The organism is Thalassorhabdomicrobium marinisediminis (assembly GCF_003072065.1).
GTDB classification, from domain to species: domain Bacteria; phylum Pseudomonadota; class Alphaproteobacteria; order Rhodobacterales; family Rhodobacteraceae; genus Octadecabacter; species Octadecabacter marinisediminis.
Map to the genome: position 1 here is coordinate 64,866 of NZ_QCYG01000005.1, position 16,948 is coordinate 81,813.

General features: G+C 64.6%; 15 protein-coding genes. 4 read left to right on the plus strand and 11 right to left on the minus strand.

Annotated features, from left to right (window positions below):
- Positions 1-46 precede the first annotated feature (46 nt).
- The 9 genes from betA to DC363_RS08525 form a co-directional block, all read right to left on the minus strand.
- Positions 47-1,690, minus strand: coding sequence for a choline dehydrogenase (gene betA / locus DC363_RS08485; protein WP_108640725.1), 1,644 nt, complete (start codon positions 1,688-1,690; stop codon positions 47-49).
- A complete protein-coding gene (gene betB, locus DC363_RS08490) occupies positions 1,690-3,147 on the minus strand; it encodes a betaine-aldehyde dehydrogenase (protein ID WP_108640726.1) in 1,458 nt (485 codons plus the stop codon). Before betB ends, betA begins: the two co-directional genes overlap by 1 nt.
- 1 nt (position 3,148) lies before the next feature.
- Positions 3,149-4,657: a choline-sulfatase gene (betC, locus tag DC363_RS08495; RefSeq protein ID WP_108640727.1), complete on the minus strand. Its 1,509-nt coding sequence runs from the start codon at positions 4,655-4,657 to the stop codon at positions 3,149-3,151.
- Entirely contained in the window at positions 4,654-5,229 is a 576-nt protein-coding gene (gene betI, locus DC363_RS08500) for a choline-binding transcriptional repressor BetI (protein WP_108640728.1), read from the minus strand. Before betI ends, betC begins: the two co-directional genes overlap by 4 nt.
- A 108-nt stretch (positions 5,230-5,337) precedes the next feature.
- Positions 5,338-5,886, minus strand: coding sequence for a sarcosine oxidase subunit gamma (locus DC363_RS08505; protein WP_108640729.1), 549 nt, complete (start codon positions 5,884-5,886; stop codon positions 5,338-5,340).
- Entirely contained in the window at positions 5,879-8,806 is a 2,928-nt protein-coding gene (locus DC363_RS08510; protein ID WP_108640730.1) for a sarcosine oxidase subunit alpha family protein, read from the minus strand. The genes DC363_RS08505 and DC363_RS08510 overlap by 8 nt, the downstream gene beginning before the upstream one ends.
- The gene (locus DC363_RS08515; RefSeq protein ID WP_108640731.1) at positions 8,803-9,066 is read right to left on the minus strand and encodes a sarcosine oxidase subunit delta; all 264 of its coding nucleotides are present in this window, start codon (positions 9,064-9,066) and stop codon (positions 8,803-8,805) included. The genes DC363_RS08510 and DC363_RS08515 overlap by 4 nt, the downstream gene beginning before the upstream one ends.
- Before the next feature lie 8 nt (positions 9,067-9,074).
- Positions 9,075-10,328, minus strand: coding sequence for a sarcosine oxidase subunit beta family protein (locus tag DC363_RS08520; protein ID WP_108640732.1), 1,254 nt, complete (start codon positions 10,326-10,328; stop codon positions 9,075-9,077).
- A 159-nt stretch (positions 10,329-10,487) separates the two neighbouring features.
- Positions 10,488-11,930, minus strand: a complete 1,443-nt coding sequence (locus DC363_RS08525; RefSeq protein WP_108640733.1) for a Glu/Leu/Phe/Val family dehydrogenase — start codon at positions 11,928-11,930, stop codon at positions 10,488-10,490.
- Positions 11,931-12,245: 315 nt separating this feature from the next.
- On the opposite strand from DC363_RS08525, the gene DC363_RS08530 reads away from it, so the two are divergent.
- Genes DC363_RS08530 through DC363_RS08540 form a run of 3 tightly spaced genes read left to right on the plus strand, consistent with a single transcriptional unit; the run spans position 12,246 to position 15,246 of the window.
- Positions 12,246-14,072, plus strand: coding sequence for a TadE/TadG family type IV pilus assembly protein (locus DC363_RS08530; RefSeq protein WP_108640734.1), 1,827 nt, complete (start codon positions 12,246-12,248; stop codon positions 14,070-14,072).
- 9 nt (positions 14,073-14,081) lie between these two features.
- Positions 14,082-14,642, plus strand: a complete 561-nt coding sequence (locus DC363_RS08535) for a TadE/TadG family type IV pilus assembly protein (RefSeq protein ID WP_108640735.1) — start codon at positions 14,082-14,084, stop codon at positions 14,640-14,642.
- 1 nt (position 14,643) lies between these two features.
- A complete protein-coding gene (locus DC363_RS08540) occupies positions 14,644-15,246 on the plus strand; it encodes a TadE/TadG family type IV pilus assembly protein (protein WP_108640736.1) in 603 nt (200 codons plus the stop codon).
- Here the strand turns inward: DC363_RS08540 and DC363_RS08545 are convergent.
- Positions 15,243-15,728 carry a hypothetical protein gene (locus DC363_RS08545; protein WP_108640950.1) on the minus strand — a complete coding sequence of 162 codons (486 nt, stop codon included), beginning with the start codon at positions 15,726-15,728 and terminating at the stop codon, positions 15,243-15,245. The two genes, DC363_RS08540 and DC363_RS08545, sit on opposite strands and share 4 nt — an antisense overlap.
- 174 nt (positions 15,729-15,902) lie before the next feature.
- Entirely contained in the window at positions 15,903-16,493 is a 591-nt protein-coding gene (locus tag DC363_RS08550) for a TetR/AcrR family transcriptional regulator (protein WP_108640737.1), read from the minus strand.
- A 167-nt stretch (positions 16,494-16,660) separates the two neighbouring features.
- On the opposite strand from DC363_RS08550, the gene DC363_RS08555 reads away from it, so the two are divergent.
- Positions 16,661-16,939 (plus strand): hypothetical protein, encoded by a 279-nt coding sequence (locus tag DC363_RS08555; RefSeq protein WP_108640738.1) that lies wholly within the window; start codon positions 16,661-16,663, stop codon positions 16,937-16,939.
- Positions 16,940-16,948: the final 9 nt, after the last annotated feature.

The following is a 16,948-nucleotide window of genomic DNA, read 5'->3' on the forward strand; positions in this document are numbered from 1 at the left end:
TCCCATTGGAATGCAAGCGGTTTTGTTAAGAATGGTTAACGCAGCCTTACCGTTGCGCGATCTGCCAGTTCGGATGAATCCAGGGCGCGTCATTGGCGCGAGGGAGCGGGGTTTTTCCCAGCACCAGATCGGCGATCTTCTCGCCGGTCATGATCGACGGGGCGTTCAGGTTTCCGTTGGTGATCCGGGGGAAAATCGAACTGTCCGCCACCCTCAAACCCTCAACCCCGATCACCCGCCCTTGCGGATCCACCACCGCGTCGGGATCGTCGGCACGGCCCATCTTGCAAGTCCCGCAGGGGTGATAGGCGCTCTCCACGTGGTCGCGGATCACGGCGTCCAGCTCGGCATCACTTTGCGCGGCCGCGCCGGGGATCAGCTCCTCCCCGCGATAGGGGTCGAAGGCCTCTTGCGCGAAAATCTCGCGCGTGAGGCGGATGCAGGTGCGGAACTCCGCCCAGTCGTCAGGGTGCGACATGTAGTTGAAGAAGATGCGGGGACGGGCCGCCGGATCGGCGGAGGTCAACGTCACCGCGCCGCGCGATTTCGAGCGCATCGGACCGACGTGGGCCTGAAAGCCTTCGCGGGCACCGACCCCGTCGTAGCGCACGGCGATGGGCAGGAAATGGAACTGGATGTCGGGGTACTCGATCCCCGCCTTCGAGCGGATGAATCCCGCCGCCTCGAACTGGTTCGACGCGCCGATGCCGCTTTTGGTGAACAGCCACTGTGCGCCCACCGCGGCCTTGCCGATCAGCGACCAGTATTTGTAAAGACTGTGCCTCCCGTTCGCGGCCATTTGCACGTAAAGCTCAAGGTGGTCCTGAAGGTTCTGCCCCACGCCTTTGCGATCTGCAATCACGTCAATGCCGTGCTCGGCCAGATGTGCGGCAGGGCCAATCCCCGAGAGCATCAGGAGCTGGGGCGAGTTGATGGCCGAGGCGGCGACGATGACTTCGGCCTGCGCCATAAGCTCGCGCCCGTCGGTCAGGCGCACGCCGGTGGCGCGCCCTTCTTCGATCAAAACTTTGGCTGCCGTGCCCTGCACCACCTTGCAGCGCCCGGTGGCTTTCGCAGGCCGTAGATAGGCCGAAGCCGCCGACCAGCGGTTGCCCTGCCAGATCGTCGCATCGAAGGGGCCGAAGCCTTCCTGCTGCGCGCCGTTGTAATCCGGCGTCAACTGATAGCCCGCCTGCCCGCCGGCCGCGATGAAGGCCATGGTCAGCGGGTTGGTCCCCGGCCCGCGGGTGACATGCAGCGGCCCGCCCGTGCCGCGCCAATCCGGATCGCCGCCCCGCTCCCCGTGGTGCCAATCCTCCATGCGTTTGTAATAGGGCAGCACGTCGGCGAAGCTCCACCCGTCGGCGCCCTGCTCGGCCCAGTGATCGAAATCGCGGGCATGGCCGCGCACGTAGATCATGCCGTTGATGGACGAGGACCCGCCGATCACCTTACCGCGCGGACAGGCCAGCCTGCGCCCGCCCAGATGGGGCTCGGGCTCCGAGCGGTAGCCCCAATCGTAGCGCTTCATGTTCATCGGATAGGACAGCGCGGCGGGCATGTTGATGAAGGGTCCCGCATCGCTGCCGCCCGCTTCGACCACGATGACCGATTTGCCCGCCTCGGCCAGACGATAGGCCATAGCACAACCGGCACTGCCCGCGCCGACGACGATATAATCTGCCTGCATCAGAACGGCGCCTCCACCGCGCCCATCGCCACATAGACGGACTTCATCTGGCTGTAATGTTCGATCGCCGCCTTGGAATTTTCCCGCCCCACCCCCGAGAGCTTCGAGCCACCGAAGGGGGCCTCAACCGGGGCAAGGTTGTAGGTGTTGATGTAGCAGGTGCCCGCCTCGAACCCGGCAACCATCCGGTGCGCTCGGGTGAGGTCTTGCGTAAAGACCCCGGCGGCAAGGCCGAAATCGGTCGCATTGGCGCGGGCCAGCACCTCATCCTCCTCATCGAAGTCGAGCACGCTGAGCACGGGGCCGAAAATCTCGTCCTGCGCGATGGTCATGCCGTCGGTGACGTCCGCGAAAACAGTGGGTTGCAGGAAGTATCCCCTGTCGCCCACGCGGTCTCCACCGGCCACGAGCCGCGCGCCTTCCTCAAGCCCCTTGGCGATGAAACCCTGCACGATCTCCATCTGTCGCTGGCTCACCATGGGGCCAAAATTGACGCTTTCATCCTGCGGGTCGCCCATCTTTACGTCCTTCAGCCGCTCGGTCAGCCGGTCGAGAAACGCCTGCTTAATGCCCCGCTGCACGAAGACCCGCGTGCCGTTGGAGCAGACCTGACCGGAGCTGTAGAAGTTGCCCAGAATGGCCCCCGAAACCGCGTCCTCAAGATTGGCGTCGTCAAAGATCACCAGCGGGGATTTGCCGCCCAGCTCCATGGTGACGTGGCGGATGCCCTCAGCGGCGGCGGCATAGACCTTGCGGCCCGTGGGCACCGATCCGGTGAGCGAGACCTTGTTCACGCGGGGGTCGGTGATCAGCGCCTGCCCGACCTCGCCCATGCCTTGCACGACGTTGTAGATCCCCGCCGGCGCGCCCGCCTCATGCAGGATTTCCGCAACCTTGAGCGCGCAAAGCGGCGTCGTCTCGGAGGGTTTGAAGATCATCGCGTTGCCGCAGGCCAGCGCGGGCGCCCCCTTCCATGCGGCGATCTGGGTGGGGTAATTCCACGCACCGATGCCGACGCAGACGCCCAAAGGCTCGCGTCGGGTATAGACGAAATCCTCGCCCAATTGGATATGCTCGCCGGTCAGGGCCCCCGCCAGCCCGCCGAAATACTCCAGCGCATCCGCGCCCGAGGTGGCATCGGCCACCAGCGTTTCCTGCAGAGGTTTGCCGGTGTCGTGGGTTTCCAGCACCGACAGCGCATGGTTGCGCTCCCGCATGAGGTCGGCGGCCCGGCGCAGCACGCGGCCCCGCTCGGTTCCTGTCATGGCAGCCCAGTCCTTTTGCGCACGACGGGCCGAGGTCAGCGCCTGCTCGATAATCGCAGGGGTCGCGGCATGAACGGTCGCGATTTGTTTTTCGCTGTAGGGGCAGATCACCGGAATCGGCGTGCCGGCGGTATCTTCGACATAGGCGCCGTCGATAAAGTGCGATCCCGCAGGCTGGATGTCGTAGGTCATGTCATTCTCCGCGGGGAAAGCGTTGATTTTCCTCAAGTACGTTGAGGTCCATGTGATTGCGCATGTAGCGTTCGGACGCCTTTTGCAGGGGCTGGTAGTCCCAAGGGAAATAGTCGCCGTTGCGCAGTGCCTCATAGACGACCCAGCGGCGGGCCTGACTTTCGCGCACCTGCGCGTCAAAGGCCGCAAGGTCCCAGCGGGCTTCGGACTTAGCGCGCAGGCCAGCCAGAACGGCTTGATATTTTTCAACCTCGGCAAGGTTGTTCACCTCGTTGGGGTCGGCTTCCATATCAAATAACTGATCTGGGTCGAGCAAGCAGCGCGTGTATTTCCAGCGCCCCTCTCGCAGGCAGACCAACGGGCTGTAGGAGCCTTCGGCAGCGTATTCCATGGCCACGGGGTCGTGGCGTTCGGTGCCGTTCGCCAGTGGGACAAGGCTCATCCCTTCGGTCCAGGGCATGACCTCCTCCATCGACACACCGGCGAGGTCGCAAAGCGTCGGGGTGACGTCGATGTTCGACACCGGCGTCTCGATCAGACCCGTGGGCATCCCGGGGGCGCTGACCATAAACGGCACCCGCGCCGAGCAGTCATAGAAGGACATCTTGAACCACAGGCCCCGGTCGCCCAGCATGTCCCCGTGATCTGCAACGAAGAAGATCACCGCCTCTTGCTGGGTATCCTCAAGCGTTTGCAGGACCTCGCCGATCTTGTCGTCGATGTAGGAGATATTGGCGAAATAGGCGCGGCGGGCACGGCGCACCTGTTCCTCGGTGATCTCGAAATCCTCGTGATCGTTGGCGTCAAGGATGCGCTGGGAATGGGGGTCTTGCGCGTCGTAGGGGATTGGCCCGACCTCGGGGAGCAAGTGGTCGCAATCCTCGTAAAGGTCCCAGTATTTCTTGCGGGCGACGTAAGGATCGTGCGGGTGGGTGAAGGACACGGTCAGACACCACGGCCGCGCGTCATGCCCCCGTGCGAGGTCGTAAATCTTGCGCGTCGCGTGGTAGCAAACCTCGTCGTCATATTCCATCTGGTTGGTGATCTCGGCCACGCCCGCGCCGGTCACGGACCCCATGTTGTGATACCACCAGTCGATCCGTTCGCCGGGTTTGCGGTAGTCCGGCGTCCAGCCAAAATCGGGGGGATAGATGTCGGTGGTCAGGCGCTCTTCGAACCCGTGAAGCTGGTCGGGGCCGACGAAATGCATCTTTCCCGAGAGGCTGGTTTGATAGCCCGCACGCCGGAGATGATGCGCATAGGTCGGAATGGAAGACGCGAATTCCGCCGCATTGTCATAGACTTGCGTGCGACTGGGAAGCTGGCCCGACATGAACGACGCCCGCCCCGGTGCGCAGAGCGGCGAGGCGGTGTAGGCCGTCTTGAAGCGCGTCGAACGCGCGGCAAGCTTTTTCAGGTTGGGCGCATGCAGCCAATCGGCGGGACCGTCCGGGAACAGCGTGCCGTTCAACTGGTCGACCATCAGTATCAGGATGTTCGGCTTGCTCATGGGGTGGCTCCGGTCACGTGGTCAAGGGTGCGCAGGGCGGTGGCCTTGGCGCTTTCGGGGTCGCTGTTGCGGGCCAGCGCGGCGCGCAGGTAAAGCCCGTCAATCAGCGCCGAGAGGGTTTCGGCATCCTGCCGGGGGGTCGTTGACAGCGGGCGCAGCGCATGGGTCAGGTTCGACAAAAGCCGCCCCTGATAGAGCCGCAACAACCGGTGCATGTCCGGCTGGGTCGTGGCTTGCGCGTAAAGCGTCATCCATGCGCCCACCGTGGCGGGGTCGAAGCACGAGGGCGCGAAACTCGCCGCGATCAGGGCCTCGGCGCGGGCGCGCGGGGTCCGGGCGTGGCGCAGTTTGTCACGCACCTCGGCCCCGAAATCGCGCAGGATCTGGCGCATCGCGGCGAGGAAAATCTGGTCCTTGCCGCCGAAATAATGATGCGCGAGCGCCGGCGACATGCCCGCGCGTTTGGCGATCTGGCTGACCGTCACATCCAGCGAGCCCTGCGCCCCGATCACGTCGATCGTCGCCTGCACCAGCGCCGCGCGGCGGATCGGTTCCATTCCAAGTTTCGGCATCTCGCCCCCTTCGGTCCTTGCCGGTGGGATAGCCGGTTTTTTATTGACCCGTCAATCAACAAAAAAACCCGACGAACGAAGGCCGATGGCACAAACCTAATTTTTCGTTTAGATAGAAGGCTCTATCCGGTCCGCAACGCCCTGAGCCGCGCGGGTCAGCTCTTGCACCAACGTCCGCGCCATGGAGCGCATCACCATCACTTCATAGGCGTGGCGCCCCACGCGGGTGAGGCTCACGGGCATCTGCCCCAGCACGCTGCGCGCCGTGTGATCCTGCTGGAACACCTCGGGCCGCAGATCCAGCGGCGTCAGGCGCGCCAGGACCCGCGCGGCGTCAGCACCTTCGATCCGCACGATGGCCCAGGCGTCGGACTGGTCGATGCAGGCGGCGCCGGGCAGCGCAGGGCAGGCCGACCCGATCAACAGCGCCTGCCCTGCCCCGCTCCAGACGGCGCGGGCGCCCTGCCCCGTCGCGCGGTTCGGCGCGGGGAAGGTCAGGCCAAGGGCCGCGTCCAGCGCGTCAGAGACGGCCGCCTGCTGCCCCTTGAACGGCGCGATGAGCGTGATCTGCGCAGGCTCGACCTCGCTCAGATCGACTGCGCCGATGGTTCTGGGCAACAGGCCCGCGCAGGGGGAGGTTTCGATCAATCTAGCCACGGATGCGCTCTCCTTCCGGGTCGTAGAACACAGGGGCGCAGACCTCGCACAGGGTGCGCAGGTCGCGCAGATGGTCCACCATCATCACCCGTTCGCCGTGCCGGTTGCGCCCGCCTTTCAGAAAGCCTAGGCCGAGGTCATGGCCAAAGGTCGGCGAAGGATAGGCCGAGGTGACATGGCCCTGCCCGTTCGGGCTCACAGGCTCTGCGCTGTCAGCAAACAGATGCGCCCCAGCGGTGATTTTTCCTGCGGGGTCAACAGGTTTCAGCCCGACGAGCTGCTCACGCTCGGGGTCGCGCAACCCCTCCCGCCGGGAGGCGGCCGCGCCGATGCAGTCCTTCTTGCGGCTCACCATCCGGTCGAACCCGAGGTCGAAGGCCGTGCTGCGCCCGTGCATTTCCGCATGGGTCAAAAAGCCCTTTTCGATGCGCAGGACGTTGAGCGCCTCCAACCCGTAAAGCCCCCCGCCCATGGCTTCGGCCTGCGCCCCCAGTTGCCCGAACAGCGACGCGCCGAACCGCGCGGGCACGGCAAGCTCATAGGCGTGTTCGCCAGAGAACGAGATCCGGAACAGACGCCCCGGAACGCCAGCGACCGTGACCGCGCCGCAGGACATGAAGGGCCAATGCGCGTCGGAAACCGGATCATCCAGCACCGAGTTCAACAGCTCGCGCGCTTTCGGCCCGGCCACGGCAAATTGCGCCCACTGGTCGGTCACGCTGGCAAAGCGCACGTCCAAATCGGGGCGCAGCGCCTGCGCCACCCAAGTTAGATGCCGCATCACCTGCCCCGCCGCCGTCGTGGTCGTCGTCATGAGGTAGTGATCCGGCCCCAACCGTGCGGTGGTGCCGTCGTCCATGACGTGCCCATCCTCGCGCAGCATCAGACCGTAGCGCACGCGCCCCTCGGGCAGGGTCGAGAAGGTGTTGCAATAGACGAAATCGAGGAACGCTCCCGCATCGGGGCCCTGAATGTCGATCTTGCCCAGCGTGCTTACGTCGCAAACACCCACCGTGCTGCGCACCATGCGCACCTCACGGTTGCAGCTTTCAAGCCACGTCTCTTCGCCCGAGCGGGGGAAATAGCTGGGCCGGTGCCACAGCCCCACCTCGACCATCGGAGCGCCGCGGGCACGGCTGGCCGCGTCCGAGGTCATGAGCCTGTGCGGTGCGAAGCCCTGCCCCTGCCCGCCCGCGCCCATGGCGGCAATGGCTACGGGCACGTAGGGAGGGCGGAAGGTCGTGGTGCCGGTCTCGGGGATGCCGCGTCCGGTGGCGTCGGCCAGCACGGCCAAAGCGGCGACGTTGGAATTCTTGCCCTGATCGGGCGCCATGCCTTGAGTGGTGTAGCGCTTCATGTGCTCGACGCTGCGGAAATTCTCCTGCGCGGCCTGTGCGACGTCCTTCACCGTCACATCGTTCTGGAAATCGAGCCAGGCGCGACCCTTGCCCGGCACGTGCCAGAGCGGCGCGATGCGGTAGGGCGCGTCTTCGGCGGCGGGGGCCTCGGCCCGCGCGGGGCGTGTGCCGAGGGCGCGGGCTACGGCTTGGGCGGCGGCGATCCCCTCTTCCAGACAGGCCAGCGTCGAGAAGGTTCCGTTCGCAGCGCCGGCAACCGTCAGGCCCGGAACCGCCGCCTCGGAGGGCACGAAGCTCAGGATGTCGTCGTCCCACCGGGGGCGGCCATTCATGTGGCAAGTCAGATGCAGCGTGGGATTCCAGCCGCCCGAGAGGGCCAGACAATCGGTGCGCAGGTGTTCCTCGCCCCCCGGATGCGCGACGCGGATGCCCTGCAACCCGTGCCGCCCGGTGGTGCCAGTGACCGTGCCGCCCGCGATCACGCGGTAATCCCCCAGCGGCTGCGCGTCGGCGCGGCTGTCGATCACGGCGGCAACCTCAAGCCCCGCTTCGATGAAATCCAGCGCGGTGCGGTGGGCGTCATCATTGTTCGCAAATATGCTAAGTGTTTGCCCCGGGGCCACGCCCCAGCGGTTGAGATAGGCGCGCACGGCGCCGGCGGTCATGATGCCGGGGCGGTCGTTGTCGGGGAAGGCCACGGGCCGCTCAAGCGCGCCGGCGCACAGGATGGCCCGCTGCGCCACGATCCGCCAGAAACATTCGCGCGGGCCGGTCCGCTCGGCCACATGGTGCCCCACCCGTTCGAGCGCGGCATAGGTGCCCTGATCGTAAGCGCCCGTCACCGTGGTGCGCGGCATCAGGCGCACGTTTTCCATGGCCCGCAGTTCGTCCACCCGTGCGGCGGTCCAGACTGCGCCGGGCTGGCCGTCCACCTCTTCGACCTCGGCCAGCAGACGCCCGCCCATGCGGCTGTCTTCTTCTGCAAGGATCACGTCAAGCCCCGACCGCGCCGCCGTCAGCGCCGCCATGATCCCCGCCGGTCCCGCGCCGATCACCAGCACGTCGCAATGGGCGAAGGCTTTCTCGTAGCTGTCCGAATTGGCCTCCCCGGAAAGCGCGCCCAGCCCTGCGGCGCGGCGGATCACCGGCTCATAGAGCTTTTCCCAGAAGGATTTCGGCCACATGAAGGTCTTGTAGTAGAAGCCCGCGCCCAGAAAGGGCGCGAAGAGGTCGTTGATCGCCAGCGCGTCATGCCTCAACGTCGGCCATGCGTTCTGCGACCGCGCCGCGAGCCCGTCGTAAAGCTCTTGCGTGGTCGCACGGATGTTGGGGTCCTGCGTCGCGCCCTCGCCGAGTGTGACCAGCGCGTTGGGTTCCTCCGAACCGGCGGTCAGGATGCCGCGCGGGCGGTGGTATTTGAACGAGCGTCCCACGAGCCGCACATCGTTGGCCAGAAGGGCCGATGCGAGCGTGTCGCCCGCGCGGCCTTCGTAGGCCTGCCCGTCGAAGCGAAAGCGCAGGGGGGCGGCGTCGGCGTTCAACCCTTTTCCCGGAACCCTCATGCCGGGACCCCCTCGATGAGTTCCGCGCCCAGAACCTCATGGGTGAGCGTGTTGCGCGTGACCATGATCCAGGCGCCACAGCCTGCTTCGTGATACCACAGGTCGCGGGTCTCTCCTGCGGGGTTGTCGCGCAGGTGCAGATAAGCATCCCACGCATCGGCGTCCGCCTCCGGCGCGGGGCGGTTCAGCGTCACGGCAGCACCCTGATAGTAGAATTCGCGGCGGTCCCGATCTCCGCAAAGGGGGCATGGCAGTCGCATGGGGCGTCCTAATGCAAATTGTGCTGAGAGCCGGTGCCCTCTTCATCCAGAAGTCCGCGCCCGGTGCGGAAGCGGTCCAGCCGGAAGCGGGCGGCGGGGGCGTGGGGCTGGCCGGTGGCGATCAGATGGGCCGTGGCAAAGCCCGAGGCCGGAACCGCCTTGAAGCCGCCGTAGCACCAGCCGCAATTGAGGAACAACCCGGCCGTGTCGGTGGTATCGATAATCGGCGATCCGTCGGGCGACATGTCCATGATCCCGCCCCATGAGCGCAGCACTCGCGCCTTGCCGATGGCAGGCATCAACGTCATCGCCGCCTCCATCACGTGTTCGGCCATGGGCAGGTTGCCCCGCCCCGCATAGGAGGCATAGAAATCCAGATCGCCGCCGAACACCAGACCGCCCTTGTCGGACTGGCTGATATAGAAGTGGCCCATGCCGAAGCTGACCACGGTGTCGAGGATCGGCTTGAGCCCCTCGCTCACAAACGCCTGCAGCACGTGGCTTTCGATGGGCAGGCGCATCCCCGCCATGGCCGCCACCTGACTGGAGCGCCCGGCGACCACGATGGCCACTTTCTTTGCCCGGATCGGCCCGCGCGTCGTTTGCACCCCGCGCACGGCCCCACCTTCGATGTCGATGCCCGTCACCTCGCAATTCTGGATCAGATCGACGCCGCGCCGGTCCGCCGCGCGGGCATAGCCCCAAGCCACCGCATCATGGCGCGCGGTGCCGCCGCGCCGGTGCAGCAGCCCGCCATAGACCGGAAACCGCGGGTTGTCGAAATCGATGAGCGGCACCAGCGCCCGCACCCCTTCGCGGTCCAGCAGTTCCGCATCGTCGCCCTGACTGATCATCATGTTGCCGCGCCGCACGAAAGCGTCGCGCTGCCCGTCGGAGTGCACAAGGCTCAGCACCCCGCGCTGGGACATCATCGTGTTGTAGTTGAGGTCCTGCTCCATCCCTTCCCAGAGTTTCAGGGAGTGAGAGTAGAATTCGGAATTGCCCGGCAGCAGGTAGTTGGCCCGCACGATGGTCGTGTTCCGCCCCACATTGCCGCCGCCCAAATAGCCCTTTTCGAGCACCGCGACATTGGTGATCCCGTGTTCCTTGGCAAGATAATAGGCCGTGGAGAGCCCGTGCCCTCCGCCGCCGATGATGACCACGTCATACTCTGATTGGGGCGCAGGATCGCGCCAGACCGGTGTCCAGCCTGTCCGCCGGCGCAGCCCCTCTCGTATCACCCTGAAGCCGGAATATCCCATGACGCGCTCCCTTTCCCTCGCGGAACCCTAGCGAAGCTGTGGCGCGCTGCAATGGCGCTTTGCATCATTTTCCCGCAAGGGGGTGCCGCCAAACGAAAACTGCCCGCGGCGGGATGCGCGGGCAGTTGTAATCGTGCAAAGCCCGAAGGGCGCGGCCCGTTACAGACCCTTGGCGCGGTAGCTGGTGGCCACGCGCCCGATCGACACCAGATAGGCGGCGGTGCGCAGGTCGGTCACATCCTCGCGGCTGTGCCACACCTCGCGCATGGCCTGATAGGCGGTGCGCATCGTGTCATCGAGGCCCGAGCGCACAAGCTCAAGCTCGCCCGCGCCGCGTAGATACTTCTGTTTGAAGTTCGGCGTCATCGACCACTGGTCGCCCATGTGTTCGCTCAGACGCTCAAGCTCGCCCACGATCAGCTCGTGCCGGGCTTCTTCCTGACGGCGCTGCATCCGGCCGAACCGGATGTGGCTGAGGTTCTTTACCCACTCGAAGTAGGAGACCGTCACACCGCCTGCGTTGGCATACATGTCGGGGATCATCACCGTGCCCTTTTCGCGCAGGATTTCGTCCGCGCCTGCGGTGACCGGACCGTTGGCCGCTTCGATGATCAGCGGCGCCTGGATGCGCGGGGCGTTGCCCTTGTTGATGACCCCTTCCATGGCGGCGGGGATCAGGATGTCGCAGTCATGCTCCAGAACCGAGGCGCCGTTCTCGACGTATTTGCCGTCGGGATAGCCCTTCACGCCGCCGGTCTTGCCGATCCATTCGCGCACGGCGGGCACATCAAGGCCGTTCTCGTCGACCAGCGCGCCATCGTGTTCGATGATGCCGGTGATCTTGCAGCCGTCTTCCTCGCGCAGGAACTTCGCGGCGTGGAAACCCACGTTCCCCAGCCCCTGCACGATGACGCGTTTGCCATCCAGCGTGCCGGACAGGCCGGCGATCTGCACGTCTTCGGGGTGACGGAAGAATTCTTTCAGCGCGTATTGCACGCCACGCCCCGTCGCCTCGACCCGGCCCTGAATACCGCCCGCGTGGGCCGGTTTGCCGGTGACACAGGCAGCGGCGTTGATGTCGGTGGTGTTCATGCGGCGATACTGGTCGGCGATCCAGGCCATCTCGCGCTCGCCGGTGCCCATGTCCGGGGCCGGCACGTTCTGGCTGGGATGGATCAGGTCGCGTTTGGCCAACTCATAGGCGAACCGGCGGGTGATCCGCTCAAGTTCCTCCTCGTCCCATTCGCGCGGATCGATGCACAGACCGCCTTTGGAGCCGCCAAAGGGCGTCTCAACCAGCGCGCATTTGTAGGTCATCAGCGCGGCCAGGGCCTCAACCTCGTTCTGGTTGACGTTCATCGAGTAGCGGATGCCGCCCTTCACGGGTTCCATGTGCTCGGAATGCACCGAGCGGTAGCCGGTAAAGGTCTCGATCTTGCCGCGCAGGCGCACCCCGAAACGCACGGTATAGGTGGCGTTGCAGACGCGGATCTTCTCTTCCAGTCCGGGCGACAGATCCATCAGGGCGACCGCGCGGTTGAACATGATGTCAACGCTTTCGCGGAACGACGGCTCTTGCAGGTGTGCGGGTGTTGTGCTCATTTCGGGCCCTTTCAGATTGGCACTCAAAATCACGTATGACGCGACGTTTTCAGTCCGCCTCAACATGACATGTTGTGTGGGATTTGCCAGACCCCTTTCGCGCCCATGTCGCAGGCGCCGCGCCGCCCTGCCCGCGCGCGTCCGGCGTGGCGGGGCGCGGCGACAGGCGAACAGGTCACCGGCGTGACGTTTCGCCACCCCGGCCAGTGCGCGGCGAAATCCGTGTTTGTTTCCCGATTAACCGCCCATTCACCCTTTGCGTCCCTTTGTTGCCCTAAAATCGCCACGCCGTGATGCTCTAAGGCACCCGTTCAAATGGATGATCCTGCCTGTGCACACGTTGCATCGGGCAGCTCCGGGAAGGTTATTATGACGCTTTTTTCATCTGGCCCGCAGACCTGCATCACGGCCCTTTTCGCGCGCTTCGGCCGGTTCCGCCGGGACGACGACGGCGGCATGATCGTATTTTCGCTAATCCTGTTCATTCTGATTCTGACCTGCGGCGGCATGGCGGTGGACTACATGCGGTTCGAGACCACCCGCGCCCAATTGCAGGCCACGCTGGATCGCGCATCGCTGGCGGCGGCCGACCTCGACCAGACGCAGCCGCCGCGTGACGTTGTCATCGACTACTTCACCAAAGCGGGCATGATCGAATACCTGCAATACCCCATCGAGGTGGACGAGGGCATCAACTACCGGACAGTGGAGATCAACGCCAAGGTCGAGATGCCGCTGTTCTTCCTCGACCTGCCCCGCGTGTTCATGGCGCCCTTTTCCCCGGGCATGAGCTCTCTGACCGTCACCGGCGCCTCCTCGGCCGAGGAGCGGGTGGCCGATGTAGAAGTCTCGCTGATCCTCGATGTCTCCGGATCGATGCGCGGCAGGCGTATCCAGAACCTGCGCCCCGCCGCGCGTGAATTCGTGACGACCGTTCTGGACAACAACACCAATGCGCCCAACGGGCTGATCACCATCTCGATGATCCCCTACTCGGCGGTGGTCAACGTCGGGACGGAAATCGCGCCGCTGATGAACATCACCCGTTCGAACTTCGCGTCAACCTGTCCGCTGTTCCCCGACTACAACATGTTCCGCACGATCGAGCTGGACCTCGCCCAGCCCTACGAACATGTCTCGCACTTCTCGCTTAATTCCTCTCCACCCAGCAACAACCCGTGGTGTTTCATAGGCAATGACAACGCGATTGTCGTGCATTCGTCCAACGAAACGGTTTTGCATGATGCGATCGATGCCCTAAGCCCCTACGGCAACACCGCAATCGATATGGGCGTGAAATGGGGCGCGGCGCTGCTTGACCCAAGCACCCAGCCCATCGTCACGGGCCTGATAGACAATCCGGCCAACGGCATTCCCAGCGCTGCAGCCGGACGCCCGCAGGCCCCGGCGGACGATGTCCTCAAGGTGATCGTGCTGATGACCGATGGCGCGAACACCGAGCAATATGATCTTAAACACCCTTATAAATATGGCCTGTCTTATATCTGGGTGGACATGCCGGATGTGAATGATGAGCTGCGGCACATCGCTACCGGAGAATATTCGATCATGGTGGACGGTTGGGATACCCCGAACAACTTCGATGACGATCGTTTCTATTGGAACCACAGTGAAAAGGTAAAAAAATACCCCCATGGTTTCAGCAATAGGAACGCCTATCGCAACGCTATGAGGGACGGCCCGATTATTGCAGCCACTCCCGATCAAGGGCCGACATATGCCGAAAACGTCCGCCGAACCTCTTGGCAGGAACTGTTCTCTAATTGGCGGTATGGAGACGTCAACTACAGGCTGCTGCGCCAGGCCCGAGAAGATGACAAGATCAGGGATTGGTCGAGTAACCCCGCTGAACCCAGTTACTACGGCCCGGACTATGCCGTAAACGATTCGGTCGTGGTTAGAGATGACGCAGACGAACGTTTGCAGGAAATCTGTGCAGCGGCCCGGGCTGAAGGCATCATCATCTACACAGTCGCGTTTGAGGCTCCGTCACGCGGACAAAGGGAGCTGCAAGAATGCGCCACTTCGACGAACCATTACTTCGACGTGAAAGGCACCGACATCTCCGACGCCTTCTCCTCCATCGCCTCGGACATCCGTGCGCTCAAACTGATCCATTAAGGACACCCCATGGCCTTTGCACATCACATGATCGGACGCTGGCTGCGACGGTTCCGCAGATCCGAAGACGGCGGCCCGACGCTTGAATTCGTCATCGTTTTCATGCCCTTCATGATGCTCGCCGTCTCGGCCTTCGAGCTGGGCCTGCTGATGACGCGGCACGTCATGCTCGAACGGGGTCTGGACATGGCCGTGCGCGAGGTGCGCCTGAACACCGGGCTTCCGGTCAATGAACACCAGTTCAAGGTGATGGTGTGCAATTCCGCCGGGATCCTGCCCAACTGCATGAACCAGCTGCGGCTGGAAATGATCGCCGTCGATCTGCGCGTCGCCGGCAGCGTGGGTCCTGCGACAGTGCGGCGCGAGGCCTCCTGCGTGGATTACAACGATCCGTTCCTGCCCGCGCGCACCTTCAACAACGGGATTCCCAACCAGATGATGGTCGTGCGCGCCTGCGCCCGGCTGGCCCCGATGCTGCCCGAAACCGCCCTTGGGTATTTCCTGTCGCGGATGGACAACGGCTTCTACCGTCTGGTGTCGTCCACCGCCTTCGTGATGGAGCCGATCTAGAATGTTCAAACGTCTGTGCAACCGCCTGCGCCGGTTCCGGCGCGAAGACGAAGGCAGCATCCTCGCAGAGGCGGTCATCATGTTCCCGACCCTGTTCGCGGCGATGCTGGCCACCTTCGTGTTCTTCGATGCCTTCCGGAACCAGTCCGTCAACCTCAAGGCCAACTACACGATTGCCGATTCGATCAGCCGGCAGTCGAACTTCATCACCAATACCTATATGGTCAACATGTGGAACCTGCACCGGTTCCTGACCGATTCGAACCACCTGACAAGGCTGCGCGTCAGCATCATCAAATACGATGCCGACACCGATGAACATTCGGTGGTCTGGTCCCGCGCCAAGGGCGGCGGGGACAATTACGACCATGTGCCCATCACCACCATCGGGCTGAACGCCTCCGAGATCCCGCTGATGCCCAACAACGAGGTGCTGATCGTGGTCCAGACCGAAGTGATCTATGAGCCGAACTTCTCCATCGGCTTCGGGGCCTTCGCCTTCGTCAACACCACCTACACGCGCCATCGCTGGTCGCCCAACAATGTCTGCTACCGCGACACCGAAACCAGCGGCACGATGTATTGCTCGGGCCACAGCGCCTAACTTGGCGGCCACTCGCGCGCGGCCAGCAGCGCCGTGATCCGGTCCGCCATGGCCTTGGCCGCCGCCGGAGGCGTGACCCCGCCGACACCCACCCGCGACGAGATGCGCCACCACAGGCCGGGCGCCCAGCGCGCACGCGCAGGCCGGTGCAGGCGCAAGACAAACCCGTTCGACGGCTTGAACGCAAAAGTGCCCTGCTCGACAGATTGCACATCTTCCAGGGCGGCCAGCGTGCGCCCGTCCGTGTCCACCAACGCGCTGTCGGTCAGGATCAGCCCCGCCGCCGTCGCGCGATAAAGCGCCACCGCCAGCGCAAGGCTCGCCCCGCCAAGGCCAACCAGAAGCACCCGCCATACCAGCGGCTGCGGCTGCGACACCGCGCCCAATACTAACAACAGCCCCAGCCCCGCCACCGTCACACAGGCCAGCACCCGCCGCACGGGCGAGGCGCGCAGTCGCGCATGAATGGTTCCCTGCTCCATCTCAATCCCCTCGTTTCGACACAGCGCACCTATGCCACCAAGGGCACCAAGGAAAGCGCCCTCACCGTCCGCCGCCCGGCCCGTCTCATCTTTGCTTGCAAAATATCCCCGCCGGAGGCGCACCTTGCCGCGCACGATCCCGCCTGCCATTCATATGCCCCCGCGCAGCCCGCATCAGACCACCCCCACGGCCCCGCGCACCATCCGGACATACAGCGCCGTGATCTCGTCCAGCGGCAGGCGTCCGCCCTCGCGATACCAGGTGGTCAGACCGGTCAGCATGGCGATGATCGCCAGCGTCGTGATCTTGCAATCGGCGATCTCGAAAACGCCCGCCGCAACCCCGTCGCGCAGGATCGCCTCAAGCTCGCCTTCATAGCGGCTGCGCAGGCGGGCCACCTCGGCGAAATTCTCAGGCGAGAGGTTGCGCAGCTCCATGTAGGACACGAACACGGCATCGACGCGCTGCAGATGGAACCGGATGTGAAAGGTGGTGAACGCGTCCAGCCGGGCCAGCGGGTCCGATGGCTGCGCATAGGCCTGCCGCGCCTCGAACAGCGCTTCCATATGGCTGCGCATCAGATCGAACAGAAGGTGTTGCTTGTCCGGCGTATAGCGATAGAGCGCGCCCGCCTGCACGCCGACCTCCTGCGCGATCTGGCGCATGGAGACCGCCGCATAGCCATGGCGCGCGAACAGCCGCAGGGCCGCGTCGCGCACTTTCGGCGCGGTGGTTTCCGCGTGGGAGCCCTGTTTGCGGGCCATTTGGGTCGCTCCTGTTGCTTGGCGTCCTGCTCGGGATGTCAATAAACTGAACGCTTGTTCATTTGCAAAGCCAATTCCGGCAGTGCGGCAGACGTCAGCGCCGCAGCGCGTCTTGCCGCGCCGCCGCGCCGGCCCTATGGTCGCGCCACCCAGATGGACCCTGTCCCATGCGCCTTGCGATTGCCCTTTGCCTGACCCTTGCCGCCTGCGCCGAGTTTCCCGCGCTCGAGGGCCGGGTGTCGCCCGCTGTCGCCAATGCTCCACCGCCGGAACTGGTGCCGCTTGGCCCGCTTCTGGCCCGCGCGGGCGCTGCTGAACGGGGGGCGGCGGCGGTTCCCACGGCCCTTGCCCCGCGCATCACGGCCCTGCGCGCCCGTGCCGACCGGCTGCGCGGTCCGGTGATCCCGCCGGTCACACGCGCAAGAATGCAGCGCGGCATCCGTTGATGTCCGGGC